This window comes from Bradyrhizobium sp. SSBR45G, from assembly GCF_030159255.1.
Taxonomy (GTDB): Bacteria; Pseudomonadota; Alphaproteobacteria; order Rhizobiales; family Xanthobacteraceae; genus Bradyrhizobium.
In genome coordinates this window covers 1-25486 of sequence record NZ_BSCT01000060.1, presented here as the reverse complement: position 1 = coordinate 25486, position 25486 = coordinate 1, and the positions used below count along the sequence as shown (strand labels likewise).

Annotated in this window: 24 protein-coding genes; 9 read left to right on the top strand and 15 right to left on the bottom strand. The window is 66.2% G+C overall.

The features are described from left to right. The first annotated feature begins 63 nt into the window (after nucleotides 1-63). A complete protein-coding gene (locus tag QQL87_RS36075) occupies nucleotides 64-1206 on the top strand; it encodes an FUSC family protein (RefSeq protein WP_284423832.1) in 1143 nt (380 codons plus the stop codon). Nucleotides 1207-1211: 5 nt separating this feature from the next. Here QQL87_RS36075 and QQL87_RS36070 read toward each other — a convergent pair whose 3' ends face one another. Further along, a complete protein-coding gene (locus tag QQL87_RS36070; RefSeq protein WP_284423839.1) occupies nucleotides 1212-2597 on the bottom strand; it encodes an MATE family efflux transporter in 1386 nt (461 codons plus the stop codon). A gap of 865 nt (nucleotides 2598-3462) precedes the next feature. Here QQL87_RS36070 and QQL87_RS36065 point away from each other — a divergent pair. Next, the gene (locus QQL87_RS36065) at nucleotides 3463-3891 is read left to right on the top strand and encodes a GNAT family N-acetyltransferase (RefSeq protein WP_284423831.1); all 429 of its coding nucleotides are present in this window, start codon (nucleotides 3463-3465) and stop codon (nucleotides 3889-3891) included. Nucleotides 3892-4126: 235 nt separating this feature from the next. On the opposite strand, the gene QQL87_RS36060 is transcribed toward QQL87_RS36065, so the two are convergent. Both QQL87_RS36060 and QQL87_RS36055 read right to left on the bottom strand, forming a co-directional pair. Next, nucleotides 4127-4537, bottom strand: coding sequence for a DUF5071 domain-containing protein (locus QQL87_RS36060; RefSeq protein WP_284423830.1), 411 nt, complete (start codon nucleotides 4535-4537; stop codon nucleotides 4127-4129). A 4-nt stretch (nucleotides 4538-4541) separates the two neighbouring features. Continuing rightward, nucleotides 4542-5126 (bottom strand): HEAT repeat domain-containing protein, encoded by a 585-nt coding sequence (locus tag QQL87_RS36055; RefSeq protein ID WP_284423829.1) that lies wholly within the window; start codon nucleotides 5124-5126, stop codon nucleotides 4542-4544. A 334-nt stretch (nucleotides 5127-5460) separates the two neighbouring features. Here QQL87_RS36055 and QQL87_RS36050 point away from each other — a divergent pair, with 334 nt between their 5' ends. Together QQL87_RS36050 and QQL87_RS36045 are read left to right on the top strand one after the other, a co-directional pair. Next, complete coding sequence (locus QQL87_RS36050; RefSeq protein WP_502871255.1) at nucleotides 5461-6114, top strand: helix-turn-helix transcriptional regulator; 654 nt, start codon at nucleotides 5461-5463, stop codon at nucleotides 6112-6114. A 131-nt stretch (nucleotides 6115-6245) separates the two neighbouring features. Then, nucleotides 6246-6983, top strand: a complete 738-nt coding sequence (locus QQL87_RS36045; protein ID WP_284423827.1) for a sterol desaturase family protein — start codon at nucleotides 6246-6248, stop codon at nucleotides 6981-6983. 243 nt (nucleotides 6984-7226) lie between these two features. Here the strand turns inward: QQL87_RS36045 and QQL87_RS36040 are convergent, their stop codons facing one another. From QQL87_RS36040 to rpsT, 10 genes are all read right to left on the bottom strand, one after another. Continuing rightward, nucleotides 7227-7718 (bottom strand): DUF2867 domain-containing protein, encoded by a 492-nt coding sequence (locus QQL87_RS36040; RefSeq protein WP_284423826.1) that lies wholly within the window; start codon nucleotides 7716-7718, stop codon nucleotides 7227-7229. A 30-nt stretch (nucleotides 7719-7748) separates the two neighbouring features. Next, entirely contained in the window at nucleotides 7749-9044 is a 1296-nt protein-coding gene (gene murA / locus QQL87_RS36035; RefSeq protein WP_284423825.1) for a UDP-N-acetylglucosamine 1-carboxyvinyltransferase, read from the bottom strand. A gap of 104 nt (nucleotides 9045-9148) precedes the next feature. Further along, nucleotides 9149-9571 (bottom strand): type II toxin-antitoxin system VapC family toxin, encoded by a 423-nt coding sequence (locus tag QQL87_RS36030; RefSeq protein ID WP_284423824.1) that lies wholly within the window; start codon nucleotides 9569-9571, stop codon nucleotides 9149-9151. After that, nucleotides 9568-9822: a FitA-like ribbon-helix-helix domain-containing protein gene (locus tag QQL87_RS36025; RefSeq protein ID WP_284423823.1), complete on the bottom strand. Its 255-nt coding sequence runs from the start codon at nucleotides 9820-9822 to the stop codon at nucleotides 9568-9570. Before QQL87_RS36025 ends, QQL87_RS36030 begins: the two co-directional genes overlap by 4 nt. Before the next feature lie 111 nt (nucleotides 9823-9933). After that, nucleotides 9934-12369 carry a DNA topoisomerase (ATP-hydrolyzing) subunit B gene (gene gyrB, locus QQL87_RS36020; RefSeq protein WP_284423822.1) on the bottom strand — a complete coding sequence of 812 codons (2436 nt, stop codon included), beginning with the start codon at nucleotides 12367-12369 and terminating at the stop codon, nucleotides 9934-9936. 331 nt (nucleotides 12370-12700) lie between these two features. Then, entirely contained in the window at nucleotides 12701-14872 is a 2172-nt protein-coding gene (locus QQL87_RS36015) for a hypothetical protein (RefSeq protein WP_284423821.1), read from the bottom strand. A gap of 133 nt (nucleotides 14873-15005) precedes the next feature. Beyond that, the gene (recF, locus tag QQL87_RS36010) at nucleotides 15006-16142 is read right to left on the bottom strand and encodes a DNA replication/repair protein RecF (protein WP_284423820.1); all 1137 of its coding nucleotides are present in this window, start codon (nucleotides 16140-16142) and stop codon (nucleotides 15006-15008) included. A gap of 231 nt (nucleotides 16143-16373) precedes the next feature. Further along, nucleotides 16374-17492: a DNA polymerase III subunit beta gene (gene dnaN, locus QQL87_RS36005; RefSeq protein WP_284423819.1), complete on the bottom strand. Its 1119-nt coding sequence runs from the start codon at nucleotides 17490-17492 to the stop codon at nucleotides 16374-16376. Between the two features lie 302 nt (nucleotides 17493-17794). Then, the gene (dnaA, locus tag QQL87_RS36000; protein ID WP_284423818.1) at nucleotides 17795-19228 is read right to left on the bottom strand and encodes a chromosomal replication initiator protein DnaA; all 1434 of its coding nucleotides are present in this window, start codon (nucleotides 19226-19228) and stop codon (nucleotides 17795-17797) included. A gap of 1332 nt (nucleotides 19229-20560) precedes the next feature. Next, complete coding sequence (gene rpsT / locus QQL87_RS35995; protein WP_284423817.1) at nucleotides 20561-20830, bottom strand: 30S ribosomal protein S20; 270 nt, start codon at nucleotides 20828-20830, stop codon at nucleotides 20561-20563. Nucleotides 20831-21192: 362 nt separating this feature from the next. On the opposite strand from rpsT, the gene QQL87_RS35990 reads away from it, so the two are divergent. The 3 genes from QQL87_RS35990 to QQL87_RS35980 all read left to right on the top strand — a co-directional run bounded on the left by QQL87_RS35990 (nucleotide 21193) and on the right by QQL87_RS35980 (nucleotide 23224). Beyond that, a complete protein-coding gene (locus QQL87_RS35990) occupies nucleotides 21193-21510 on the top strand; it encodes a hypothetical protein (RefSeq protein WP_284423816.1) in 318 nt (105 codons plus the stop codon). 139 nt (nucleotides 21511-21649) lie between these two features. Beyond that, the gene (gene msrA, locus QQL87_RS35985) at nucleotides 21650-22306 is read left to right on the top strand and encodes a peptide-methionine (S)-S-oxide reductase MsrA (RefSeq protein WP_284423815.1); all 657 of its coding nucleotides are present in this window, start codon (nucleotides 21650-21652) and stop codon (nucleotides 22304-22306) included. Between the two features lie 204 nt (nucleotides 22307-22510). Beyond that, nucleotides 22511-23224, top strand: coding sequence for a polysaccharide biosynthesis/export family protein (locus tag QQL87_RS35980; protein ID WP_284423814.1), 714 nt, complete (start codon nucleotides 22511-22513; stop codon nucleotides 23222-23224). Between the two features lie 182 nt (nucleotides 23225-23406). Here the strand turns inward: QQL87_RS35980 and QQL87_RS35975 are convergent, their stop codons facing one another. Continuing rightward, nucleotides 23407-24078: a dienelactone hydrolase family protein gene (locus QQL87_RS35975; protein ID WP_284423813.1), complete on the bottom strand. Its 672-nt coding sequence runs from the start codon at nucleotides 24076-24078 to the stop codon at nucleotides 23407-23409. Nucleotides 24079-24109: 31 nt separating this feature from the next. Further along, complete coding sequence (locus QQL87_RS35970) at nucleotides 24110-24397, bottom strand: hypothetical protein (protein WP_284423838.1); 288 nt, start codon at nucleotides 24395-24397, stop codon at nucleotides 24110-24112. Nucleotides 24398-24748: 351 nt separating this feature from the next. On the opposite strand from QQL87_RS35970, the gene QQL87_RS35965 reads away from it, so the two are divergent. Together QQL87_RS35965 and QQL87_RS35960 are read left to right on the top strand one after the other, a co-directional pair. Beyond that, nucleotides 24749-25243 (top strand): (2Fe-2S)-binding protein, encoded by a 495-nt coding sequence (locus QQL87_RS35965; RefSeq protein WP_284423812.1) that lies wholly within the window; start codon nucleotides 24749-24751, stop codon nucleotides 25241-25243. Next, a partial coding sequence (locus QQL87_RS35960; RefSeq protein WP_284423811.1) for a twin-arginine translocation signal domain-containing protein occupies nucleotides 25240-25486 on the top strand: 247 nt, incomplete at its 3' end. The genes QQL87_RS35965 and QQL87_RS35960, both read left to right, overlap by 4 nt.

Genomic DNA, 25486 nt, shown 5'->3' with positions numbered 1-25486 from the left:
GTCGGTCCCGGTGGGAAGCTGCCATGCCCGGATCGCGCTGGTCCTTTTCGGGGTGAGTGATTGATGGCGTCGTTCAAGCAACTGCTCCGCCAAGTGCGCGCCCGCAAGCCACACATGGCGCTGGCCGTCCGCGGCACGGTGGCGGCGACGCTGGCCTTCGCGATCGCCACGGCCTTTCAGCTGAAGCTGCCGCTGTGGGCGGTGCTGACCTCGCTGATCGTCACGCAGGGCAGCGTCGGACGCTCGCTGAAGGCGACGCGCGACTACATGTTCGGCACCATCGGCGGAGCGCTCTATGGCGGCCTCATCACGGTCTACATTCCGCATTCCGGCGAGCTGCAGCTGCTCGGCATGCTGATCCTGGCGGTGACGCCACTCGCCTTCATCGCCGCGATCAATCCGAGCCTCAACGCGGCGACGGTGACGTCCGTCATCGTGCTGCTGGTGCCGACCATGGGCAAGCTCGACGGCATCGGCTCGGCGGTCGACCGCGTGTTCGAGGTCGCCGTCGGCGCGCTCACCGGTCTGGCCGTGTCGTTCATCGTGCTGCCGTCGCGCGCGCACGTCCAGATGAGGAGCGCTGCCGGCCGGTTGCTGGAGCTGATTGCGGCCGCCATGACCGAGCTGCTGGCTGGCCTGTCGCGCGGCCGCGACAACGACGCGCTGCACCGGATCCAGGACGGCATCGGCACCGCGCTGACCGCATTGAACGCGACCGGCGCCGAGGCCGAGCGCGAGCGTTCCGCGCGGCTGTCGTCCGGCGCCGACACCGGTCCGCTGCTGCGAACCGTCCTGCGGCTGCGCCACGACGTGGTGATGATCGGGCGCGCCAGCGTGGTGCCGCTGCCGTCGGAGCTGCAGGCGAGGTTGTCGGGCCCGGTGACGCGTGTCAGCGACGCCATCGCAGGCTATCTGCGCGGCTCTGCCGCTGCGATCCGCAACGGCTCCGGTCCGCCGGCAATCTGGCCGGTCCACGTCGCGGTCAAGGCCTATGCGGAGGAGGTCGCCGCCGTCCGCAGCGAGGGCCTCACGCGGGGCCTGCCTGGCGATGCCGCCGAGCGCTTCTTCGCGCTCGGCTTCTCGCTTGAGCAGATGCGGCAGAACCTGATCGATCTCGAGCGCGTCGTTGCCGAATGGGCAGGAGCATCGGCCGGAAAACCGCATCGGCCCGAGCCCGAGGAGACGCCTGACACGGCTAGTGCGTAGTCTCGTCATCGCGCCAGCCGCCGGAAACGCAGCACCAGAAGGGCTGCATAGATGCCGGTGCCGACCGATAGCCCGATCCAGATCCCGGTCGCGCCGAGCGCGGTGTGGAGGCCGAGCAGGTACGACGCGGGAAAGCCGATCAGCCAATAGCCGAGCACGGCGAGCAGCAGCGGGATGCGCGTGTCCTTGATGCCGCGCAGCGCGCCGACCGCGATGGTCTGCAGCGCATCGGTGATGAAGAAGGTCGTGCCGATCAGCAGCAAGGTCGCGGCCAGCGCGACCGTCGCCTCGGCGTCTGCCATGCCCGCGCCGAGGAACAGCTGCACGATCTCGAACCTGAAGATGATGATGCCGAGCGTGAACAGGACCGCGAGCGCAAGGCCGAGCAGCATCGCCATCAGGCCGGCGCGGCGCACGCCGCGCGCATCGTTGCGGCCGGCGGCATGACCGACCCGAACGGTCGCAGCCATGCTGATGCCAAACGGGACCATGAACAGGATTGCCGTGATCTGCAGCGCGATCTGATGCGCGGCGAGTGCGGGCGTGCTGATGAGGCCCATCAGAATCGCCGCGGCCGAGAACAGGCCGTATTCGAGCAGGAACGACAGTGAGATCGGCGCGCCGATGACGAGGAGCTGCCGCATCAGCCGCCAGTCGATGTGTCCGAGCTGCGCCAGCACGCGATAGTCGCGGAACGGCGGACGGAATGTTGCAAACCACAAGCCGGCGAGAAACGTGCCGGTGTTGACCAGGGCGGTCGCGAGCCCGACGCCAGTCAGGCCGAGCCGCGGAAAACCCCACAGTCCGTACAGCAGCGGGTAGACCAGCAGCGCGTTGAGCGGGATCGCCGCCAGCGTAATCCACAGCACCGGTTCGGGACGGTTGACCGCGCCCATGAAGCTGCGCAAGGCCAGAAACCACAGCATCGGCGCGATCCCCCAGGCGAGGCCGGCGAGATACTCCTGTGCGAGATGTGCCACGCCCGGCGCCTGTCCCAGCCCGAGCAGGATGGCTTCGCCGTCCAGCGCGATCAGCATGATCGGCAGCGCGATGACCAGGCCGGCCCACAGGCCGACGCGCAGCGCGCGCCGCACCAGGGCGGCATCGTCAGCGCCGAACGCCTGCGCGGCGAGCGGCGCCACTGCCGACATCAGGCCCATGCCGAAGGTCGAGCCGACAAAATACACCGTGCCCGCCAGGGCTGCCGCCGCGACCGCATCGCCACCGAGCCGGCCGATGAAGGCGAGATCGGTCGACATCATCGCAATCTGCGACAGCTGCGTCAGCGCCATCGGCGCGGCGAGCCGAATGGTCTCCCAGAGCTCATGGGCGAGAGAAGCTGTCGGCGCCGCCGGTGGCGGCGCGTGGTCGGTTCCAGTTGTCGAGGTCATGATCGCCGGTATAGCAGCCGCTTCTGCGCGATGCACATCGCGCGGGGGGCGATCGTGTTGGTGGCCGGACCATCCGAGCGGAACAACGCCGCGCCGCGGCAAGGTCGTCGAGGCATCCGTTCGCGATGAGACCTCCATCTCTGCTCTCGTCCAGGCATATGGAAGGGCAGCGACTCGCGTTCTCGCGGCACGACATGCCCGAGTGATGCGTTGGTTTCGTCCCCTCGTCAGCAAGAGGGGCAGGGAAGGCCGGGTGCTTGACCACACCCATGGCCCGCCTGCAAAAGAAGTAGCAGGCGGCAGTCACCACAGGTGGGCCGCGCATCCGGCCTTCCCTGCGCAATGGTTGGAACGGCTTATACGTAGTCTCCCCGGTGCGCCGTGCGTGTTGGCCACCGTCGCCAGCAGATCGTTCGCCGGCTTGACCTCAGCGTCGGGAGGCCAGGACCATACGATTTCGCCGTACACGGCCGCTCCTTCGTCCACGCGCCGGCCCCGAGTTGCTACCCGAGCGCGCGCTGTGAGCAGCCGCATCCATCGCATCCCACCCTCAACGGTCCGTGACGATCGCGAAGCGCCCCTCTCATGAGGACGGGATGCGCGCATTGTTTCCGAATTTCGGAAATAAAGCAAGTGGAAAATTTCGGTGGATGATGTCGATTGAAGCATGTCGCTGAGCCGGCTGACGAATCGCGGGCCTCCGCGCACGCGGTCTCGCCTTGTTCGACCGATCTGTCATGAGGCAAAACAGGTCTCGATCGCGAGGTCGAGAAAATTGCGGGGTGAGTCGCAAAGGCGGATGCCCTCGATCCGGACGTCAAGATTGGGTACGGTTCGCTCGGCGTGATCTGAAAGGTAGTCGAGCATGGCGATCGTTCTTGAAACTGTCCACGATCGGTTGCCTGCTGATTTTGAAAAGCTCGAGGTGGATGCGAGAGCCGGCGGTCACACCAACATGACTCGGCTCGCGGCTGAACTCACCGAGAGCCCGGCGATGTTCCACCGCGTGATTGCGGCGCGGGTCAATGGTGCGCTGGCTGCAATAGGTGGAATCACCGACGAGCCGGCGTCGGCCCAGCAGCCTATTTGGCGTATGCGGCGGCTCTACGTGCACCGGGACTTCAGGCGCCGCCGCGTGGCGCAGGCCATCGCGGAAGGGCTGCTGCACGTGGCAGCAGGCAAGGTCGAGCTGGTGACCGTCCATGCGGGCAGCGATGACGCGGCGCGCTTCTGGGAGGCGATGGGGTTTGGTCGCGTTGCGGGCCGCGCCTGGTCGCATCAGCGGCGAGCATAACGCGCGTGGACTTGCGATGTCGCAAGCCGAGCGTGACGCGGAGGCGAGCGTAGGCGGACGGCGGGATCGCCCGCGAGAACGAACAGACAAGTAGGGTGGGCAAAGCGATGCCGCAGGCGGCGCGTGCCCACCATCAGGGGGCGCGAACGTCATGGTGGGCACGGCGCGAGAAGCACAGTGTACGAGCCGAGACAGCGTGGGCGCGCCTTTGCCCACCCTACGTTTTCTGCACTGGTTAGTTCCAGCCGAACTCCGCTAGCGCCAGGCGAGCCTGTTGGTCGAGTTCCTCCTGTCGCTCGTTGTCTTTCGGCGCGTGGCAGAGACGCTGGAGCTCCGAACGAAATTGCAGAGCGACATCTTTTGGAAGCGACGGGATGATCGTGCCGATGATCCAGTACTTCCAGACGTCATCGTCCGCTGTCAGGACATTCCAGATGTGGGGAGCCATCGGTGCGCCGATCGAGGCCAGGAAGGGCGCGAGGATGTGGGCCACTGGCCAGTTGCAGTCCCGCAGGCACGCCGTCAGCTCCGCAAGGATCGGTGCGACCGCCGGATAGCCTGCGGCGACGGCCGCCCGCGCGCGATCGAGGTCATGCTTCCCGCGTGGAATGAGATGATGGACGTCGTGCGTGGGCATCTCGACCATGTCGCTATCTGCTCGTCTCGGCGCTCTGACCCAGCTCGCGCCGCGACAGCGCGTCCGCGGCGGTTGCCGCTGCCGTGCGCACGTGGCCGTCGCGGTCAGAACGGAGTGTTTCGAGCCGGGGAATGAAGGCCGAATGGCCGAATGTGCCGGCGAGTTCGCAGGCCCATACGCGATGCCGCGGCGGATCGTCGGTGCGGAACGCGTCGAACAGTTGCAGCCAATCGGATGTCCCCACGTGCTCGCGCAAGGTCCATGCGGCCTCGCGGCGAACCGCGCGCTCGGGATCTCTGGTGTAGATGTGAAAGAGCGGTTGGAAATCCGTGTCCTGCCAGATGGCGCCCAGTGTGCGGATGGCCGCGTGCCGGGTCGCATGCGACGGACTCCTCAGCAACGCTGCGACGACATCATGAGCCTCGGCCCATGCCCAATCCTCCACGACCTTGCACCCTGTGCGGGCGACATAGTCCGACGGGTCGGTCAGCGCAGCCAGGATGATGGTGCGCAGCGCCTGCCCACGCGGGTGGCGGCCGATGCTCTCGATCGCGGTTCGACGCAGGAATTGGTCTGTCTCAGCCGCCGCGTCGCGCAAGATCGTGACCGCATCGTCATCGTCGCGCGCCAGGAGCGCGCGGATCGAATCGTGCGTGAGCGAGGCTGCGAGGGCGGATGACATGGCGCGAGGGGCACGTTGATGGTCTTGGGAAGACAATACCGAAGTGGGAAGACAATACCCAAGGTCACGCCTCGCCGTAAGCCATCGGCCGTCGTGCTGTGCTATTCTGAGCCGCAGAAGCGAGTGGGAAAAGACGGTGCGCGGCGCGAAAGAGGACAACTCCAGCACAACTGGCCCAGAGCCGGCAGGATCGCCCGGCCCCAATCTGCAGGCATGGATCGATGTCCTCGGCGCCGTTCCCGGTGGGGCCGTGACGGAAGCCCAGATTCTCGCCTGGGTCGAGGGACCGTTGCGGCGGTTCTTTCCGTTTCAGCGCTTTCTCGGCGCGTATGGCCGGCTCACGGGTGGCCGCATCCGGATGCGTAATCTGGTGACGTCGGGTTACCCGGATGCGTTCGTGGCCGGGCTCGAGGAGAGCTTCGATCTCGGCGCGCGCGGCTGCTTTGCGTGGTGGGTGCATAACAGGGCCGCGTTCATTCTCGATCCGGCCGATCCGCCGCCGTTTGCGACCGCGCGCGAGCTTGATGAGATCGGGCAGCTGTCGCTCGGCGTCGTCGCGGGCCATGGCGTCATCGATCCCTTTGCCAATGCCGGCACCTATCTCAGCTTTGCCGGTGTCACGGCCGACCACCCGCAGCACGTGCGCACCTCTCTCAACCTGATCGCGCCGGTGCTGCATGCGCTGTTCCTTGCGACCGAGCAGGTCGCGGCGCCCAAGCTCGACCTTGCCAGGCTCACGGACCGGCAACGTGAGCTGGTCGATCTCGCGCTGATGGGCCTGCCGGACAAGACCATCGCGTCGCGTCTTGGGATTTCCGAGCACACGGTCGGCAATCATTTCCGCGTCATCTATGAGCGGCTCGGCATCAGCAAGCGCAGCCAGCTGATTGCGTCGCTGAAGTAGGCGCGCGGGTTCAGTTGGCGCCGGTCCTGCGAAGCTCCTAGCACGTATGTGCCATCGACCGGCCGCGCGCCGGGTGCTGTCGTGGCGGCAAGCGGATCCGGTTCGCGGGTCCGCGCCCAGGGTGATCCGCCATGACATCGCTCATCGTTCCTCCACTGCTGACCGTCGCCAGTGCCGCCGCCTTCATGGTCCTGGAGCGGATCGCGCCAGGTCGTGAACTGCCCAATTCACCCGGCTGGTACGGGCGCGTCCTCGCCGTGATCCTGTCGCAGGTCGTCGTCACGCTCATGACCGGCAGGCTCTGGATGCAGCTGCTCGACGGCGCCTCGCTGCTCGATCTGCGCGCGCTGCATTCGCCGGCGCTGCAGGGGTTTCTGGCGTGGCTGGTCGGGACCTTCTTTTTCTACTGGTGGCATCGCATCCGTCATTTGAATGGCTGGTGGCGGCTGTTTCACCAGATCCATCATGCGCCGCGGCGCATCGAGACCGTCACGTCGTTCTACAAGCATCCGGTCGAGATGCTGGCCGATAGCGGGCTCTCCGCGCTGATCCTGTTTCCGCTGCTCGGCAGCTCGCCCGCCGGCGCATTGTGGTTCAACCTGTTCGCGGCGACGAGCGAGTTCTTCTACCACGCGAACTACAAATCGCCGCGCTGGCTGAAGTATGTCATTCAGACCCCCGAGCTGCATTCGCTGCATCACGAGCTCGACGTCCACTCCGGCAATTATGGCGACCTGCCGATCTGGGACCGGCTGTTCGGGACCTATCGCGACGCCGATGAGTTCGCCGCGCGATGCGGCTTTCCCGGTGAGAGCGAGCGGCATCTGGGACGCATGCTGCTGTTTCGTGATGTCTATGCGGATGAGTAGGCTAGGCAAAGCGGCGCCGCGAGGCGGCGCGTGCCCACCATCGGAAGCCGCGCGAGCGTCGCGGTGGGCACGGCGCGAGAGGCATGGCGTACAAGCCGAGACAGCGCGGGCGCGCCTTTGCCCACCCTACGTTTTGGTGACGTTTTCGCGCGCGGTCATTGCGAGCGCAGCGAGGCAATCCAGGCTGCCACGGCAGCGGAATTCGGGATTGCTTCGGGGGAGATTGAGCGGCGGGCCGCCCGATCACGCGGGCGCCATGACCTGCGAGAGCATGGTCCTCACGACCAGCCGGTGAAACGGCATGATGGCGGCGAGATAGCAGCGGCCGAGCGCGTTGTGCGTCTGCACCAAGGTGGTCGCGGTCATGCGCGAGCCTGAGCCAAGGGCGGTCGCAGCAGGGGCGGCATCGATCACGACGCGAAAATCCAGATGCTTGTCGTCGAATCCGATCACGATCCGTTGCGGCGTTTCGTCAACGACCGGAAATATCCCGATCATGGGACGCGGGCTGCGCTCGTCCGCGCCCGATGCCTTCAGGCCGAACGGCTTGACCAGCACATTGCGGAGTGTCACCAGCACATCCATCCAGCGGGGCGCGTGGCCGAGCATGCGCTCGGCCGCCACGCGGGCCGTGATGGCATCGCCTTCGATCGTGATGCGAAAGGCATCGGTGAAGTTCGCCTCAGCAAGCCATCGCGCGCGATCAACCTCGGGACGGATTTCGATGACGGTCATCGGTCTGCCTCACGCTGCCATGATGCCGATCTACCGCCCGCGCTCCGGCACGCGGGTGATCTTCGCGCCCAGCGCATTCAGCCGCTCGTCGATGCGCTCGTAACCACGCTCGATCTGGTCGGCGTTGTCGATATACGAGGTGCCCTCGGCGCAGAGCGCGGCGAGCAGCATCGCCATGCCGGCGCGGATGTCGGGGGAGACGACGCGGGCGCCGCGCAGGCGGCTGGGACCTGCGACGATGGCGCGGTGCGGGTCGCACAGCACGATGCGAGCGCCCATCGAGATCAGCTTGTCGACGAAGAACATCCGGGACTCGAACATCTTCTCGAACATCAGGATCACGCCCTCGCATTGCGTGGCGGTGACGATCGCGATCGACATCAAATCGGCGGGGAACGCCGGCCAGGGCTGGTCCTCCAGCTTCGGCACATGGCCGCCGAAATCGTCCTTGATCCTCAGGGTCTGCTCCGAAGGCACGATCAGGTCATCGCCAGCGACCTCGCAGACGATGCCGAGCCGCTCAAAACCCATGCGGATCGAGCGCAGATGCTCGGTGCCGGCGCGCACGATGCGGAGCGGCGAGCGCGTCACCGCGGCGAGCCCGATCAGCGAGCCGACCTCGATGTGGTCGGGCTGGATGGCGTAGGACGCCTGGCCGAGCGTGCTGGCGCCATGGATCACCATGGTGTTGGTGCCGATGCCCTCGATGTTGGCCCCGAGCGCGACCAGGAAATGGGCGAGGTCCTGCACGTGCGGCTCGGAGGCCGCGTTGCGCAAGTAGGTCGTGCCGTGCGCGGCGACGGCGGCGACCAGCGCATTTTCGGTCGCGGTGACGCTGGGCTCGTCGAGGAAGACATCTGCGCCCTTGAGGCCGGAGGCGCGCAGCTCGATCTTGTCGGTCGCGGTGACCGTGGCGCCGAGCTGCTCGAAGGCGAGGAAATGCGTGTCGAGGCGGCGGCGGCCGATGACGTCGCCGCCCGGCGGCGGCAGCGCCACTTCGCCGCAGCGGGCAAGCAGGGGGCCGGCCAGCAGGATCGAGGCGCGGATGCGCGCGCACAGGTCCGGATCGAGGTCGGCGGCGCGGATCTCCTTGGCGTGGATCGTGAGCCGGTTGCGGCCGCGCCATTCGGCCGAGGCGCCGACCGATCGCACCAGCTCGACCAGGGTCTCGGTGTCGCGGATGCGCGGCACGTTGTCGAGCGTGACCGGATGCTCGGTCAGCAGCGCCGCGGCGATGATCGGCAGCGCGGCGTTCTTGTTGCCGGACGGCTCGATCGCGCCCTTGAGCCGGTGACCGCCCTCGACGATGTATTGAATGGGGGCCATGCGCGAAAACCCGTTCTGAGATGGTGATTTGCCAGAGGACGGCGGAGCCTGGATCGTCGACGGAAATAGCACGGAAGGCGCGGGCAGGCCACTGCGCCCCTGACTCAAGGGGCCGTAGTCCAGGGATCGATGACGGTCAGGCCGGCCGCCGTGAATGCGCTCGTATCGCGGGACGCCACCGCGAAATCATGCGCCGCGGCGATGGCCGCGATATAGCCGTCGGGCGTTGGGAAGCCCTTTCCGGCGGCGCGCGCCTTGACGGCCAGTTCGGCATAGCGTCGGGCTGCGCCGGTATCGAACGGAAGGATCCGGGTTCCGAACAGCTCCAACACGCCATCGAGGGCGGTGGTCAGCCTCTCCTTGCGTCGTCCTTTGGGAAGCACGCCAATGCCGAACATCAGTTCCGCCACCGTGACACTGGAGAGATGAAGCGTCTCCGCCACCTGTTGGTCGAGCCATGCTTGGACCGCCGGCGAAGGCTCTGGTTTCATCGCCTCCGAAACGACGTTGGTGTCGAGCAGGATCATTTGAAGCGCAGCGGTTTGGCCGGCTGGTCGTCGCGGTGCAGTTCCAGGGCTTCGACGTCGGCGTTGGTGAGCCCGATGTTCCGGCTCATCTCTGCCAGCGCGGTGCCGAGACGCAGTCGCCCCTCCGGCTGCACGGCTGCGTCGAGGATGGCGCGAATTTCGGCTTCCGTGCTGCGATTGTGCCGCGCCGCCCGCACCTTCAAGGCGCGATGCGTCTCATCCGAGAGGTTGCGAATGGTGACTGCTGGCATGACGGCAGATGTCCGATATTGACTTGTGATATCAATATCAGAAAATGCTATCATTGTCTACGACGTGGTCGACTGCCCGGTGCGGGTATCGGTTGGGACGAGAGGCCGCGCCTACACGTCCACGTTCGCCGACAGCGAATTGTCCTGGATGAATTCGCGGCGCGGCTCGACGACGTCGCCCATCAGTTTGGTGAAGATGTCATCGGCCTCGTCGACCTCCTTGACCTTCACCTGGAGAAGCGTGCGTGCGTCGGTGTCGAGCGTCGTCTCCCAGAGCTGCTGCGGGTTCATCTCGCCGAGGCCTTTGTAGCGCTGCATGGCGATGCCCTTGCGGCCGGCATCGGTGACAGCCTCGAACAGGTCGACAGGGCCATGAATCACGGTCTGGCTGTCGCCGCGGCGCAGGCTGCCTGGCTTGGCATAGGCGCCCTGCAGACGGGCGGCGTAGTCGTCGAGCTTGCGCGCATCGACCGAGGCCAGCAGCGCGTCGTCGATCACGGCCACGTCCTTGACGCCGCGTACGGTGCGCTCGAACGTGAATCCCTGGCCTTCGACGAAGTGACCGATCCAGCCGCGCTCGACCTCGTCCGCCAGCACGTCGAGCCGTCTGGCGATGTATTCGGCCGCGGCGTCCGCGGTCGCGATGTCGCGGGTGATGTCCGGCCGCAGGACGCCGGCGATCGCGGCCTGCTCGACGACCTTGCGGTCGTAGCGGCTGTGCAAATTGCCCAGGATGTTGCGGACGAGGCGCGCCTCCTCGACCAGCGCCAGCAGGTCGCGGCCTTTTCGGTCCTCGCCTTCCGCGGTCTTGAACAAGCAATCGTCCAGGCCGGTGCCGATCAGATAGTCCTCGAGCGCGCGCTCGTCCTTCAGATACTGCTCGGACTTGCCGCGCGTGACTTTGTAGAGCGGCGGCTGCGCGATGTAGAGGTGGCCGCGATCGATGATCTCGCGCATCTGCCGGTAGAAGAAGGTCAGCAGCAGGGTGCGGATGTGGGCGCCGTCGACGTCGGCGTCGGTCATCACGATGATCTTGTGATAGCGCAGCTTGTCGATCGAGAACTCGTCGCTGATGCCGGTGCCGAGCGCGGTGATCAGGGTGCCGATCTGCTCGCTCGACAGCATCTTGTCGGGGCGCACGCGCTCGACATTGAGGATCTTGCCGCGCAGCGGCAGCACCGCCTGGAATTCGCGATTGCGGCCCTGCTTGGCGCTGCCGCCGGCCGAGTCACCCTCGACGATGAACAGCTCGGATTTCGCCGGATCCTTCTCCTGGCAATCGGCCAGCTTGCCGGGCAGCGAGGAGACGCTGAGCGGGCTCTTGCGGGTCAGCTCGCGCGCCTTGCGCGCGGCCTCGCGCGCGGCTGCGGCCTGGATCACCTTGCCGACGATGGTCTTGGCCTCGCCGGGATGCTCCTCGAACCACGCGGCGAGCGCCTCGTTCAGCACGTTCTCGACCACGGGGCGCACTTCCGAGGACACCAGCTTGTCCTTGGTCTGCGACGAGAACTTCGGATCGGGCACCTTGACGGACAGCACGGCCGTGAGGCCCTCGCGGCAGTCGTCGCCGGTCAGCGCGATCTTTTCCTTCTTGGCGTGCGACTCGGCATAGCCGTTGACCTGGCGCGTCAGCGCGCCGCGGAAGCCGGCGAGATGGGTGCCGCCGTCACGTTGCGGAATGTTGTTGGTGAAGCACAGCACGTTCTCGTGGTAGCTGTCGTTCCACCACAGCGCGGCCTCGACGGTGATGCCGTTGACTTCCGAGCGCACCATGATCGGCGCGGGCACGATCGGCTTCTTGTTGCGGTCGAGATATTTGACGAACTCCTCGACGCCGCCCTCATAGCGCATCTCCTCGCGCTTCTCGACCGCGTGGCGCATGTCCGAGAGCACGATGTTGACGCCGGAGTTGAGGAAGGCGAGCTCGCGCAGGCGATGCTCGAGCGTCGCGTAGTCGTACTCGACCATCTTGAACGTGTCGGTCGACGCCAGGAAGGTCACCTCGGTGCCGCGCCGTCCATTGGCGTCGCCGACCACGCGCAACGGAGCGACCGCGTCGCCATGGGCGAACTCGATGATATGCTCCTTGCCCTCGCGCCAGATGCGCAACTGCAGCTTGCTCGACAGTGCATTGACGACGGAGACGCCGACGCCGTGCAGGCCGCCGGAGACCTTGTAGGAGTTCTGGTCGAACTTTCCGCCGGCGTGCAGCTGGGTCATGATGACCTCGGCCGCGGAGACGCCTTCGCCCTTGTGGATGTCGACCGGAATGCCGCGGCCGTCGTCGCGCACGGTGACGGAATTGTCCGGATTGAGCACGACCTCAACCGCGGTGGCGTGGCCGGCCAGCGCCTCGTCGATGGCGTTGTCGACGACCTCGTAGACCATGTGGTGCAGGCCTGAGCCGTCATCGGTATCGCCGATATACATGCCCGGGCGCTTGCGCACGGCATCCAGGCCCTTCAACACCCTGATCGATTCTGCGCCGTATTCGTTCGCGGTTGCAGGCTCGTTTTCGGCGATGGTTTGCCGGGCGGGTTCGGTCATGTGAGGCCTTTGAGAGGATCCCGAAGGGCGGTGTCGCGCAGGGGATGCTGGAGACGCTATTTGTGCCACGAAAGACGATGCGCGCCTAGCGCAAAAAGCCGCATCCTAAGATATTGAAGAGATGGGTTTTTTTAACGGTTTTTCAAGCCGTCCGAGGGTCCTCTTCGGGCACTGCGAAAGGCCGATTCGGATGCGATTTTGCGGCAGCTCGAAACGGCCTCGGCAAGGCCTCGTCGGGGGCCTTCCAACGACCGCAGGCCGCCCGTGGGGCGGCCTGGGAGGCGTCTCGAAGATCGGGGGCGCGAGCGCAGGCCGTGGGGCCTGCGCAGCGTCAATAGAGCGGCAGCGGCATGGCCTGGCCGGTCGGGCCGACCATCAGGCCCCAGGCATCGCCGGCGCCGAGCTCGATCGCATCTCTGATCGGCGCGCGGCCGGCGATCCTGATCTCGTAGCGGTACTTGCCGGGGGGTAGATCGAGCAGCGGGCCCTTGGGCGTCTTCGGGCTGCCGGTGCCGGCAGCGATCTTGACGGACTGCTTGTTGATCGTCAGCACGGCGTCCGCATCGCCGATATTGCCGAGCATCAGCCTGGCCTGTCCCGGCTTCGGCAGGATCTCGGTCTTCGCTGCGGCCTCCGCGTTCTTCTGCACCAGGTTGACCGAGGTCTCGCCCCGGGCGCGGCCCAGCGTCAGCAGCGCCGGGCCTTGCGGGGAGGCGAAGGCGAGCCGGACGCGATCGGCGCCGGTCTGCGCGCCCTCGGGCTTCTCCTGCCAGCCGCGCTTGGTCAGCTCGGCACGGTAGAACGCCAGCACGGCGTCGAGATCGGCAGGCACGCTCGCCTCCAGCTCGAGGCGCACCGGCGTGTCGAAGCCCGGTGCCTTGGAGGTCGACAGCGAGGTCGAACTGCGCTCCTTGGGAACCGGCAGCGCCGATGACGGATCGGCTTCGAGCGGCGTGCTGTCCTTGGCCGGTTGCGCGGCGGCCTGGGCGGCTGCAGCAGGCTGGGCGCCTGCGGCGGGCTTGGCGGACGCGAGCAGGCCGGTGCCGTCGGCCGTCACGTTCACCTTGGGGCCCATCTGCATGATCGTGAATGCGACCGACTTGCCCTTGGCGGAGAACTCCAGCCGCGCCATGGTCGGATTGTCGATCACGGTCGGCGCTTCCTTCCAGCCGGCGGGCTTCAAGGTTCCACGAAAGAAGCCGGCGAGTGCCTTCACCGAGGAGGTCGAGTTGAATTCGAGGCGGCCCTGGCTGCCGTCGAAGGTCACCGCCTCGGCGGTTTCGGGCAGCGCGATCGGCGCGGGATTGTCGGCCAGCGCCTTGACGGGCGCGTCCGACATCGCACCAGCCTGCGTGGCACGGCGCACCTCGTCGGCGGCGATCACCTGCTTGGCCATCGCGGCGGCATCCGCCATGAACCTGTCGTCGGCATCCTTCTTCGCCTTGGCGCGCGCCGCGAGCGCAGCCTCGGTGGCGCGCACCGACAGTTCGACCATGGTGAAATCATATTTGCGGACGAGCTTCAGCGTGCCGGTCTCATCAGTGGACGCGACCTTGAGCGTCACATCGTCCGGCGTTCCCGGACCGGCCGCCTCGATCCGCCAACCGCGCGCCGGGAGCTCGCGGGTGTAGAAGGCAAGCACCGCCGGCAACTCCGCCATGACCGCGCCCTTGGCCTGGCGGCTCGGCGAGGTCGCGCTGCCCAGGCTCTGCGACGATTTGGTCGGCTTCGGCATCGGCAGGCCCGCCCGGTCGTCGCCGGCTTCGAGCTCGGTCGGCAGCGCGAATGGCGCGATCCGGATCTCGACATGGGTCTTGCCGTCATCGCGCCGGGTCAGGCTCAGCATGACCGGATTCTGTCTGCGGTAGCCGTCGCTGTCGTCATGGCCATAGAACGCGCGCACGCCGTTCGGCGCGGTCTCGCTGAGATCGGCATTCGGCCAGCGCGCGGCGGTCTCGGCGGTGAGCGGCTGCCAGCCGAGCGCGGTCATCTCCTTGGCGAAGAACGCCTTGGTCGCATCGAGCGGCGTTGCAACGATGCAGGACAGATAGGGCCGCGTCTCGTCGAACATGAGGTCGGCGGCGCCGTCGGGGAACGGCAGGTTGGCGTAGATGCGCGTCGCGGAGTAGGTCGCTTCCGACTGGCCGGGGCGGCCCGCGCTGCCGGTGAAATACACCGTCAATCCTTGCTTGCCCTTCTTGTAGTTGAGCGTCGCATTGCGCTCCTCGAGCGGCCGGACGAAGCGCACCCAGCCGTCGGCGCCGAGCAGCTGCTGCGTGGCCGCATTGGTCGCTTCGACCGGGGTCGGGACGCGATACACCACGCGATATTTGTCGGGCCGTGAGGTGTCCTCGACTGCACCTTCGAGCCGCGGCAGCGCGTGGACATCGGCGATGCCGTCATCCGCGCGCGCCGGCACGGCGCTGTTCGCGAGCAGCAACAGCCCGCATGCAAACAGCCGCAGCCGCGGCGCCGCGATGGCCTGCTGCCAAAGCTCTGACATCACAAATCTCCGGTATTTTCGGGCCCGCGCGTGCCCTGGCATCTGCCTGACAAGGGGCGGCCGGCGGCACCATCATGCGATCCACCGACAACTAGTCGAAGCAGGAAACCGGAAGGTTCAAGGTCGGAATGAGTTACCGCCGCGCGGTGATGCGGCCGGCGTCGACGTCGAAGATCTCGCCGAGCTCGTTGAGTTCGGCGAAGGCTGCGGGGTCCGCACCCGTCAGCCACACCTGGGCACCGAGCGTGCCGAGCTCGGCGAACAGCGCGGTGCGGCGGCCGGGATCGAGATGGGCGACGATCTCGTCGAGCAGCAGCATCGGCACGATGCCGGTGGTTTCGGCGACCAGGGTCGCATGCGCGAGGATCAGGCCGATCAGCAGCGCCTTCTGCTCGCCGGTCGAGGCATCGCGCGCCGGCATGTTTTTCGGCGCGTAGACGACGTGCAGATCCGTGAGATGCGGGCCGTCGAGCGTGCGGCCGGCCGCGGCATCGCGCGCGCGATTGTCGCGCAACATCGCGCGGTAGCGGTCCTCGACGGCGAGCGCAGGCTCGCTCAAGAGCGCATTCTCCATCCAGCCGTCGAGCGCGATCTCGGCCGACGGGAAGGCGGAGGCCGCGCCGCGCTGGCGCAGCATCGCAGCGAGCTTCATCGCGGTCTGGCCGCGGCTCGCGGCGACGGCAACCGCAAGCTCGGCGGTCTCGCGCTCGATCGCGTCACACCAATGGTCGTCGAAATTGCGCACCTCGAGCAGCCGGTTGCGCGAGCGCAACGAACGCTCCAGCGCCGAGACGCGGCTGGAATGCTCGCTGTCGATGGCGAGCACCAGGCGGTCGAAGAAGCGCCGCCGCTCCGACGCCGCGCCCATGAACAGGCCGTCCATCGCCGGCGTCAGCCACACCATGCGGATGTGATCGCCGAATGCGGCCGCCGAGCCGACCGGCTCGCGATCGATGCGGCAGCGTCGCGTCGTGTTGGCGTCGCTGCGCGGCGGCTCGATGCCGGTGCCGAAGGTCGCAAGCCCCAACGCGCCCTCGATCTCCGCGGAGACCGCCCAGGAGCCGTCACCCTGATTGTCGGCGACATCCTCCAGCGTCGCGCGCCGCAGGCCGCGGCCCGGTGCGAAGAACGAGATCGCCTCCAGGCAGTTGGTCTTGCCGGCGCCGTTGGCCCCGACCAGCGCAACCATGTCCGCCTGCACGCTGACGCTGGCAGCGCGATAGCTGCGGAAATGCGTCAGCGCGAGGCGGTTGATGCGGGAGGGGGTCATTGAGTGAGCGGTCTATGATTCCGTCATTGCGAGCGAAGCGAAGCAATCCAGCACTGCTTCGATACGACGGCCCACCGGGCCTGGATTGCTTCGTCGCTCCGCTCCTCGCAATGACGGAGAGAGCGCGCGTCGGGTGGACAAAGGCGCGCAGCGCAGTGCCCACCGCTTGTTAGTTCGGGATGGTGGGCACGCTTCGCTTTGCCCACCCTACGCATTGTCGTGTGACATGTCTCACACCCGCATCGGCATCAGCACGTACAGCGCGTTCCTGTTGTCGCGGTCCTGGATCAGGGTCGGCGAGCCCGGATCGGCCAGGCGCAGCACCGCGACCTCGCCCTCGATCTGGGCGGCGATGTCAAGCAGGTAGCGCGAGTTGAAGCCGATATCGAGCGCGTCGGAGGCGTATTCGACCTCGAGCTCTTCGGTGGCGCTGCCGGAATCGGGGTTGGTCACCGAGAGCACCAGCTTTCCGGGCGCCAGCGCGAGCTTCACCGCGCGGCCGCGCTCGCTGGAAATGGTGGAGACGCGGTCGACGGCGGCGGCGAAATCAGCCTTGTCGACGACCAGCTCCTTGTCGTTGTTCTGCGGAATGACGCGGCCGTAGTCTGGGAAGGTGCCGTCGATCAGCTTCGAGGTCAGGACCACCTGTCCCAGCGTGAAGCGGATCTTGCCCTGCGACAGCTCGATCCTGATCTCGCTGTCATTGTCCTCGATCAGCCGCTGCACCTCGCCCACCGTCTTGCGCGGTACGATCACGCCGGGCATTTCGGCGGCGCCGGCGGGCTGCGGCAGGTCGACCTGGGCGAGACGGTGGCCGTCCGTGGCCACGGCGCGCAGGGTCGGCTGCTTGGCGGTGCCGCCGGCGTGGAGATAGATGCCGTTGAGATAATAGCGCGTTTCCTCGGTGGAGATCGCGAACTGGGTGCGGTCGATCAGGCTCTTGATGTCCTTCGCCGGAACCCCGAAGGCATGCGTCATGTCGCCCGCGGCGAGATCAGGGAAGTCGCTCTCGGGCAGAGTCTGCAACGTGAACTTGGAGCGGCCGGCACGGATCGCGAGCACCGCGCGCTCGCCGTCGCTCTCCAGCACGATCTGCGAGCCATCCGGCAGCTTGCGCACGATGTCGTAGAACATGTGCGCCGGCACCGTGGTGGAACCCGCGGTCGCGGTCTCCGCGGCCAGCGTTTCCGTCACCTCGAGATCGAGATCGGTCGCCCGCAGCGACAGCCGGGCATTCTCGGCGCGCACCAGCACATTGCCCAGGATCGGGATTGTGTTGCGCCGCTCGACCACGCGGTGGACGTGGCCCAGCGACTTCAGGAGTTGCGCGCGTTCAACGGTGACCTTCATTGCACTATCCGCCCGTTCCCAACTGAGCTCGTCCTGGAATGCCGGCGGGCTGAGCAGCGCCGCGGCCGATGGCACCTCACGCCCGAACGGAGCTTGGCCAGCGTCCAGGAGCGTGAAGGGGAGGCGTAAAGTGGCGCGGATGGGGCCCAAGCGCAAGAGATGGCGGGCCGATTTCCCATGTTTCGGCAGGCGTTTCCGGCGACCCCGGACGTGATCGGAGGGGTGTCCGAGCAGTGCGACGGCCGCGGCTGGGGACGGACCTTCTGTCCGCTCCCTTGGCCGTTCCCTGGCCGTGCGGGCGACTAGTCCTGCAGCTGGCGCTTCAGGGATTCCACTTCGTCGTTCAGTGCGACGTCCTTGCCGACCAGCGCCTCGATCTTGCGCACCGCGTGCAGCACGGTGGTGTGGTCGCGTCCGCCGAAGCGGCGGCCGATCTCGGGCAGGGAACGCAAGGTCAGCGTCTTGGCGAGGTACATCGCGACCTGGCGGGGGCGCACCACGTTGGCGGTGCGGCGCGACGACAGCAGGTCGGAGCGGCTGACATTGTACTGCCGCGCCACGACGCGCTGGATGTCCTCGATCTTGATCCGCTTCGGCTCCTGCGGGCGGACCAGGTCGCGCACTTCGCGCTCGGCCATCTCGAGGGTAACCGGCTGGCTGTTCAGCTTGGAATGCGCGAGCAGCCGGTTGATGGCGCCTTCAAGGTCGCGGCCGTTATGGGTGATGGAACGGGCGAGATAGTCGAGCACCGGCTCCGGCACGTCGAAGCTCGCATGATGCGCGCGGGCTGCCGCGACGCGCGATTTGAGAATGCCGAGCCGCAGATCCTCGCCGAGCGAGCCCATCTCGACGACGAGGCCGCCGGCGAGCCGCGAGCGGACGCGGTCGTCGAGGCTTTCGAGATCGGACGGCGGCCGGTCGGCGGCGATCACCACTTGGCGTCCGGCATCGATCAGCGCATTCAGCGTGTGGCAGAACTCGGCCTGGGTCGACTTGCCCTGCAGGAACTGCAGATCGTCGATGACGAGCACGTCGATCCCGCGCAGCGCTTCCTTGAAGGCCAGCGCCGTCTGCGATTTCAGCGCGGCGACGAAGCCGTACATGAACTTCTCGGCGGTGAGATACAGCACCTTGCGCTCGCCGCCGGAATTGCCGGCCCAGGTCACGGCCTGCAGCAGATGCGTCTTGCCGAGGCCGACCCCAGCATGGATGTAGAGCGGGTTGAACATCACGGGATCGCCGCGGCGGCCGTCGGCAACCTGGCGCGCTGCGGCATGGGCGAGCGTGTTGGCGCGGCCGACGACGAAGCTTGCGAAGGTCAGGCGCGGATCGAGCGGCGAGCCGCCGAGCGCGTCATGGCTGGTTGCCAGCGACGCCGCGGCCGCCGTGCGCGCGTCGGTATTGGCGGGCCTGGCGTCGCTGCGCTCGGTGCGGCGGGCTTCGACGGGCGCGGGCGCCTCCTTGACCGGCGTCGCGCAGCGCATCGCGGTGCGGACGGAGAGATCGATCCGGTGCACCTCGGGCATCTCCGCCTGCCAGCATGACAGCACGCGCTCGGCATAATGCGCCTGGATCCAGCTCTTCAGGAACCGCGTCGGCACCGACAGATGAACGCTCTCGTCCTGGACGGCTTCGAGGTCCATCCGGGCGAACCAGCTCGTATAGACGTCCTCGCCGACGGTCGAACGCAGCCGACCCTTCACGCGAGACCAGCGTTCCTGTTCCGAATTTGTCATGGCAGTCGCAACTTTTCGAATTGAGTGGTGGTGTCGTGTGATCGCCGTGCAGATGTCCATCGAAAGACACGTCTGCCGGGGGCGAGACCTCAAGCGGAAGCAAACTCCAGGCAAAGCTTCGCCGTCCGGCGCGCGCGCCGTCGGGCAGATCCATGCTGGTCGAGGAAGTTCTCCGCGAGGTCAGCGCATACTGCGATGCGCAGGGAGGGGTGGACCGATGGCCGTGCTGGCGATGTTGACCGCTAAGGGTGCGTGATCCGGAACCGGCTTTTGGTGTTGAACCGCGATCTGTCCGTAAAGCATGCAACCTCCCCGCCTCGCCGTGATTGCTCACGGCAAGTTGTCATCCCGCACATGTCCAAAGGCAGCCGCGTCTGAACCCCAAGATTCAGCCGCTACGCCATAACATCCCGTCCATTGTCCACTCGCTGAGCGCAGCTGTCGCAAGCTCCGACCGGTTCGAGCGCTGTCGTATTTCTCTTGTTTAAAACGGCGCAACGATGATGTTGTGCCCGAGAAATTTAGACAAAGCTCGGTCGTTCCCCATATTGCTATGGGTACCATTCCGGCCATCGCTTTTGAAAGCGTCGCCAACGCGCACACCGCCGCCGATTTGCACGTCCGCCCCGTTTCTAAAACCGCGCTGGTCTCAAGATCGTGGGCGCCGCGAGTGGATTTAAGAAATACACGATGCGCCGGGACTCGCAATCCATTTGATCGGTGCACGCGTGACGAGTCTTCGCACCGCTTGCCGCACGGTGTTGCGCGTTAAGAAAGCAAGGTTTTGAATCATCGCGAGGAATCTCGGATGTGACAAACAACATGGTCTGCCCAAAATTTCTTCATAATTTTTTTACGTTCCGGCCAAGCCCGAGCGCTTTTCCAAACACTTGGTCTCGCTATGCGCTTAAGTCATTTTCGAGCCGATGTTTTTCGCGATTACTTCAAGCGGGTAACTCCCGACGCGCCGTGTGCGCGAAGTGAACGGCACTTTGTGTGCTCTTGACATCGACGCGTTCGGCGCGCGCGCAGATTCGCATCTGTTTCCGGTGAGACAAAATTGTCACCGCGTAAAATTACGGAACGCCACGTGGAAGTACGGAACGTGTCAGGCTGGCACGACAGCGCATCTGTTCCATTGCGCGCGAAGATCGCAACGCTGTTGTGATGTCACCATCAGATAGAAGCTGCGAATGCGTCACAAGAAGAGCGTACAGATGACATCCGCAGCAGATGACGTCGGCACGAGCGCAAAGGACAAGAGCGCAAAAGAAAAGCCCGGCGTGAGCCGGGCTGTTTGCAACTTGATAGTTCGTCGGTCGCGCGATCACATCACTTCGCGGCGAGCTTCGCGATCTGATGCGCGAGCCGCGACACCTTCCGGCTGGCATTGTTCTTGTGAATGATGTTGCGCTGCGCGGCGCGCATCAGTTGCGGCTCCGCATTGGCCATCGCCTTCAGCGCGGCGTCGCGGTCGCCCTTCTTGATCGCGTCCTCGACGGAGCGAACCGCACCGCGCATCTGGGTGCGGCGCGACTTGTTGATGATGGTGCGGCGGGCAATCTTGCGCGTCGCCTTCTTCGCGGAGGTCGTGTTGGCCATGCTCTCAAATATCCTTCGACGGCGAGCAGTCGCCGCAATCTGCGGGTACGCGCGCGGCCCGCTTGACGCGGCCCCATCGACGCGGTGGGTTGTTCGGACGCCTCTCTGAGAATGCCATGACCGGAGCGGGTCTGCTCGGCGGATCGGCGCTGCTCAAAGAACAGCGGCGGCGGGATCGCCCCCACCGCCAATGGCGACCTTATAGGCGCGGCCCCGCCGACCGTCAACGGTCTCGGAAGCCGCATCGGTCGCCGGAACCCGCCCAAAAGCCAGTTCTAAGCCCCTGACGAGGTTGAATTTCTGAGGAGCCCCCGCTATGGCCTTGCTGCCGGTCGGGGCGAGCGAGAGAGGGCAGGTGTGGCATGATCCGCGGTTTTTTCCGCCTGGTGGGGCTGTTGCTGCTGGCCGGAAGCTTCATCTTCCTGGTGTATGACGGGGCGCGCTGGGTGGCGGATCAGGCCCTGCAGTTCACCCGTTTCGGCCAGCTCTGGAACGATGTCCACCAGGCCAGCCAGGCTGCCTTCAAGGCCTGGGTCGAGGCCAAGGCGCCGTTCCTGTGGGACTGGATCGTCAGGGGCTTCCTGGATCAGCCGGTGTTTGCCGTGCTGGGCGCGCTCGGAATCCTGCTGATGCTGCTGTTCCGGCCGCGCAAGCCGCTGATCGGCTATGGCCGAGACTGACTGCGCGCGGGCTTGGGTCACATCCGCGCCGTAACATTGCTGCGGCCGGCGGCGTAGAGACCTATATCATCGCTACACCGAAGGTCATTGCGCCGCGGGACTCTCTCCCGCGGGCGAATGCCATGTCCGGAGACACCCCATGTTCTTCTCGCGCAAGCCCCTCGCCATGCCGACCGCGGCCGACGCGCTGCCCGGCCGCACCCAGCCGATCCCGACCGCGAGCACCCATTTCGTCAACGGCCACCAGCTGCTGCCGCCCTTTCCCGCCGGCCTCGAGCAGGCGGTGTTCGGCCTCGGGTGCTTCTGGGGCGCGGAGCGCAAGTTCTGGCAGCTCGGCGACGGCATTCACGTCACCGCCGTCGGTTATGCCGGCGGCCATACGCCGAACCCGACCTATGAGGAGGTGTGCTCGGGGCGGACGGCGCATACCGAGGTCGTGCTGGTGGTGTTCGATCCCAAGCTGATCTCCTATGAGCGCCTGCTGAAGACGTTCTGGGAGAGTCATGATCCGACCCAGGGCATGCGCCAGGGCAACGACGTCGGCACGCAATATCGCTCGGCCGTCTACACCTTCAGCGAGGCGCAGCGCGCGACGGCGGAGGCGTCGAAGGCCGCCTACGAAACGGCGCTCCGTGCCAAGGGGCTCGGCGCGATCACAACCGAGATCGCGCCGTCAGGGCCGTTCTATTTCGCCGAGGACTATCATCAGCAGTATCTGGCGAAGAATCCGGCCGGCTATTGCGGTCTCGGCGGCACCGGCGTCGCTTGCCCGATCGGGGTCGGCGTCGACGCGTAGGCGGGCCGTCTGCGTCCGGCCCGCGGGTGAGGCTGGCGCGGTGAAGCTCAGGTCCCTCTCCCGGCCAATGGGGGAGGGATTTCGTTTTCAGCGGCGTTGAACGCGCTGGCGCGCACTTGCGTATCGCGTGGTCCACACGCGCCAACGGTTTGTTAACCTTAACCGCGCATGACTAGAGCACATCCTCATTCAAGGATTGTTCGAGTGCGCGCGTTGTTGCTTCCGGTCATTGCTGTCTTCTCCACGATCCTGCTGTCGGGCTGCATGCACACGGCCTCCCCCGTCGCCGTCGGCCAGCCGCAGAGCGATCTCGACACGATGGCCTATGGGATTCCTTCGACTGGCCCGGTTGCCGCCACCGGGCAGGGCGGAGCGATCCCGGCGCTGCGCGACGCATTCGCCGCCGCTCCGCGCGGTGCCTATGTCATCCCTGCCGGCTATGCGCCGGGGCGCAATGAGTCTGCTTACCACCTCGACGCCGGCGACAAGCTCCGCGTCGTCGTCTACGGCCAGGAGGGGCTGACCAACACCTATGCGATCGACGCCTCCGGTTCGATCACGATGCCGCTGATCGGCAGCGTCCCGGCGCGTGGCCGCACCACCGCCGGCCTCGCCGCCGAGATCACCGCCAAGCTGCGCAACGGCTATATCCGCGAGCCGTCGGTGGCGGTCGAGATCGAGGCCTATCGTCCGTTCTTCATCCTCGGCGAGGTGCAGGCGCCCGGGCAGTATCCCTACGTTCCCAACATGACGGTGGAGAGTGCGATCGCGATCGCCGGCGGCTTCTCGCCGCGGGCGCGGCGCGACATCGTGATTCTGACGCACACCGATCCGTCGGGTGCGGCCCGCTACGAGGTGCCGCTCGGCACCTCGCTGAAGCCGGGCGACACGATCCAGGTTGGCGAGCGCTGGTTCTGATCTCGCGTCACTTCACTATACAGCGATGATCCCGGAGACCTGAATTCCGAGTTGGCGCTGACGCGCCCGAGGATGACGGCAAGTTTTGTTCTCCGTCATTGCGAGCGAAGCGAAGCCATCCAGGGTCACCCGCGCGACTCTGGATTGCTTCGTCGCTTCGCTCCTCGCAATGACGGCGTTATTCAGCGCAGGTTCTGCGCGAAGAACGCCAGGCTGCGTGTCCAGGCGAGATCGGCGCTCGGCTGGTCATAGCTGGCGCGCTCGTCGCAGCCGAAGCCGTGCTGGGCGCCGGGGTAGACGAAGATCTCGACGTCCGGCCGCTTGACCCTGATGGTCTCGACGTCGGTCAGGGGAATGCCGGCATCCTTCTCGCCGAAATGCAGTTGCGTCGGCACGGTCGGCTTGTCGTCGGCGAAGCGCACGACGGCGCCGCCATAATAGCCGATTGCGGCCTTCAGCCCCGTGAGCTTGGTGGCCGCCGCATAGGCGATGCTGCCGCCGAGGCAGAAGCCGATGATGCCGACCGGCCCGACATCCTTGACGGCATTGATCGCAGCCTGGGTGTCGCGCAACATCGCCGGCCAGTCCGGATTGGCGACGAATTTCCGCGCCACGGCGATTTCGTCAGGTGAATAGCCCGAGGTGAAGTCGAGCTCGACGCGGTCGAAGATCGCCGGTGCGATCGCGACATAGCTCTCGGCGGCGAGGCGGTCGCAGATGTTGCGGATGTGATGGTTGACGCCGAAGATCTCCTGGATCACGACCAGCGCGCCTTTCGCCGCTCCGGTCGGATCGGCCCGGTAGGCGCCGGGCTGAAAGCCGTCCGATGCGGTGAGCTTGATGTCCTGTCCCACGTCTTGAGTCCTTTGCGAATTTGCGATGCGGTCAGCGCCACATCCAGTTGGTGCCGTAGTCCTCTTTCCAGCCGGTCAGCCGTCCCTTGCGGAACTTGAGGAACAGGCGATAGCGATGCGGGACCAGTCCGCTGCCGCCGAGGTCGCGCAGCGCCAGAAAGGTCTCGTTGCCGGGCGAGCCGTTCAAATAGGTCAGCGGCTGATCCAGCGCCTGCGATGTCTCACCGACATCCATCCCGAAGGCAAGCGGTGCCACGTTGGATAACGTCGCTGTGAAAGGCGTGCGGCCAGCAGAGAGCGGTCGCGCCTCTTGGGCCATAGCGTCGCCTGCAATCAGCAGGCCAGCGAGCAGCAGGGAGGACGAGAGCAGGGCGACGGCAGCGGGCGGTCTTCGGGGCACGGGCGTTCTCATGAGCTGGCGTCCTCCCTCCGGTAGCGCCGTCGACGGTCATCGTTCTTAGCCCGTGCCGCGCCGCTATCCCAGCGCTTCGGCGTTGCACAACGCAAATTGCCGATTCATTTCGCGAGCCGTTGTTCCAAATTCCGTTGCGTCACCGCGACAACGCGATCATTCTTATGATGGCTGGCATCTCACCGGTGGGTTCCAGCGAAGCGACAAAACCGAACTTCGCCGTAAGCGAAGTCGAAGCGCCGGGCGGGGAAGAAACCAATGCCTAATCTCACCATCAACGGGCGGAGCATGTCCGTCGACGCGGCGAACGACACGCCGCTGCTATGGGTCATCCGCGAGCAGTTGCAGATGACCGGCACCAAGTTCGGCTGCGGCGCGGGGCTATGCGGCGCCTGCACCGTGCATGTCAACGGCGAGGCGGTGCGCTCGTGCCAGACCATGGTCGGCGACGTCACCAACAAGAAGATCACCACCATCGAGGGGCTGTCGCAGAAGGGCGATCATCCGCTGCAGAAGGCGTGGATCGCCGAGCAGGTGCCGCAATGCGGCTACTGCCAGTCCGGCCAGATCATGCAGGCGGCCTCGCTGCTGGCCAAGAACACCAGCCCGACCAAGGAGGAGATCGTCGCGCATATGGACGGCAATCTCTGCCGCTGCATGACCTATTCGCGGATCCAGAAGGCGATCTCGCGCGCCGCATCGGAGATGCGCACCGCCTCCAACGTCACCTCGAGCGAGCGGAGCCCCACATGAACACGCATGTGACAAACACCACGGGCGAACGCTTAGCTGCTCCGGCGACCGATCTCAGCCGCCGCTCCTTCCTGGTCGGCACCGCCGCGACCGGCCTCGTGCTCGGCTATGCCGGCCTGAGCGATGGCGCGCTGGCTGCAACGACGCCGAGCAGCTTCGAGCCCAGCGTCTGGTACTCCATCGCACCTGATGGCCTGGTCACCGTGACCTGCGGCAAGGCCGACATGGGCCAGCACATCGCCT

What these genes read in the sequence shown, in the direction of transcription:
- QQL87_RS36070 (WP_284423839.1), bottom strand. Translation starts at nt 2,597, where the DNA reads ATGACCTCGACAACTGGAACCGACCACGCGCCGCCACCGGCGGCGCCG.
- QQL87_RS36065 (WP_284423831.1), top strand. Translation starts at nt 3,463, where the DNA reads ATGGCGATCGTTCTTGAAACTGTCCACGATCGGTTGCCTGCTGATTTT.
- QQL87_RS35970 (WP_284423838.1), bottom strand. Translation starts at nt 24,397, where the DNA reads ATGGCCCAAGAGGCGCGACCGCTCTCTGCTGGCCGCACGCCTTTCACA.
- murA (WP_284423825.1), bottom strand. Translation starts at nt 9,044, where the DNA reads ATGGCCCCCATTCAATACATCGTCGAGGGCGGTCACCGGCTCAAGGGC.
- QQL87_RS35990 (WP_284423816.1), top strand. Translation starts at nt 21,193, where the DNA reads ATGATCCGCGGTTTTTTCCGCCTGGTGGGGCTGTTGCTGCTGGCCGGA.
- QQL87_RS36015 (WP_284423821.1), bottom strand. Translation starts at nt 14,872, where the DNA reads ATGTCAGAGCTTTGGCAGCAGGCCATCGCGGCGCCGCGGCTGCGGCTG.
- rpsT (WP_284423817.1), bottom strand. Translation starts at nt 20,830, where the DNA reads ATGGCCAACACGACCTCCGCGAAGAAGGCGACGCGCAAGATTGCCCGC.
- QQL87_RS36075 (WP_284423832.1), top strand. Translation starts at nt 64, where the DNA reads ATGGCGTCGTTCAAGCAACTGCTCCGCCAAGTGCGCGCCCGCAAGCCA.
- QQL87_RS36025 (WP_284423823.1), bottom strand. Translation starts at nt 9,822, where the DNA reads ATGCCAGCAGTCACCATTCGCAACCTCTCGGATGAGACGCATCGCGCC.
- QQL87_RS36040 (WP_284423826.1), bottom strand. Translation starts at nt 7,718, where the DNA reads ATGACCGTCATCGAAATCCGTCCCGAGGTTGATCGCGCGCGATGGCTT.
- dnaN (WP_284423819.1), bottom strand. Translation starts at nt 17,492, where the DNA reads ATGAAGGTCACCGTTGAACGCGCGCAACTCCTGAAGTCGCTGGGCCAC.
- QQL87_RS36060 (WP_284423830.1), bottom strand. Translation starts at nt 4,537, where the DNA reads ATGGTCGAGATGCCCACGCACGACGTCCATCATCTCATTCCACGCGGG.
- gyrB (WP_284423822.1), bottom strand. Translation starts at nt 12,369, where the DNA reads ATGACCGAACCCGCCCGGCAAACCATCGCCGAAAACGAGCCTGCAACC.
- recF (WP_284423820.1), bottom strand. Translation starts at nt 16,142, where the DNA reads ATGACCCCCTCCCGCATCAACCGCCTCGCGCTGACGCATTTCCGCAGC.
- QQL87_RS36045 (WP_284423827.1), top strand. Translation starts at nt 6,246, where the DNA reads ATGACATCGCTCATCGTTCCTCCACTGCTGACCGTCGCCAGTGCCGCC.
- QQL87_RS35965 (WP_284423812.1), top strand. Translation starts at nt 24,749, where the DNA reads ATGCCTAATCTCACCATCAACGGGCGGAGCATGTCCGTCGACGCGGCG.
- msrA (WP_284423815.1), top strand. Translation starts at nt 21,650, where the DNA reads ATGTTCTTCTCGCGCAAGCCCCTCGCCATGCCGACCGCGGCCGACGCG.
- QQL87_RS36030 (WP_284423824.1), bottom strand. Translation starts at nt 9,571, where the DNA reads ATGATCCTGCTCGACACCAACGTCGTTTCGGAGGCGATGAAACCAGAG.
- dnaA (WP_284423818.1), bottom strand. Translation starts at nt 19,228, where the DNA reads ATGACAAATTCGGAACAGGAACGCTGGTCTCGCGTGAAGGGTCGGCTG.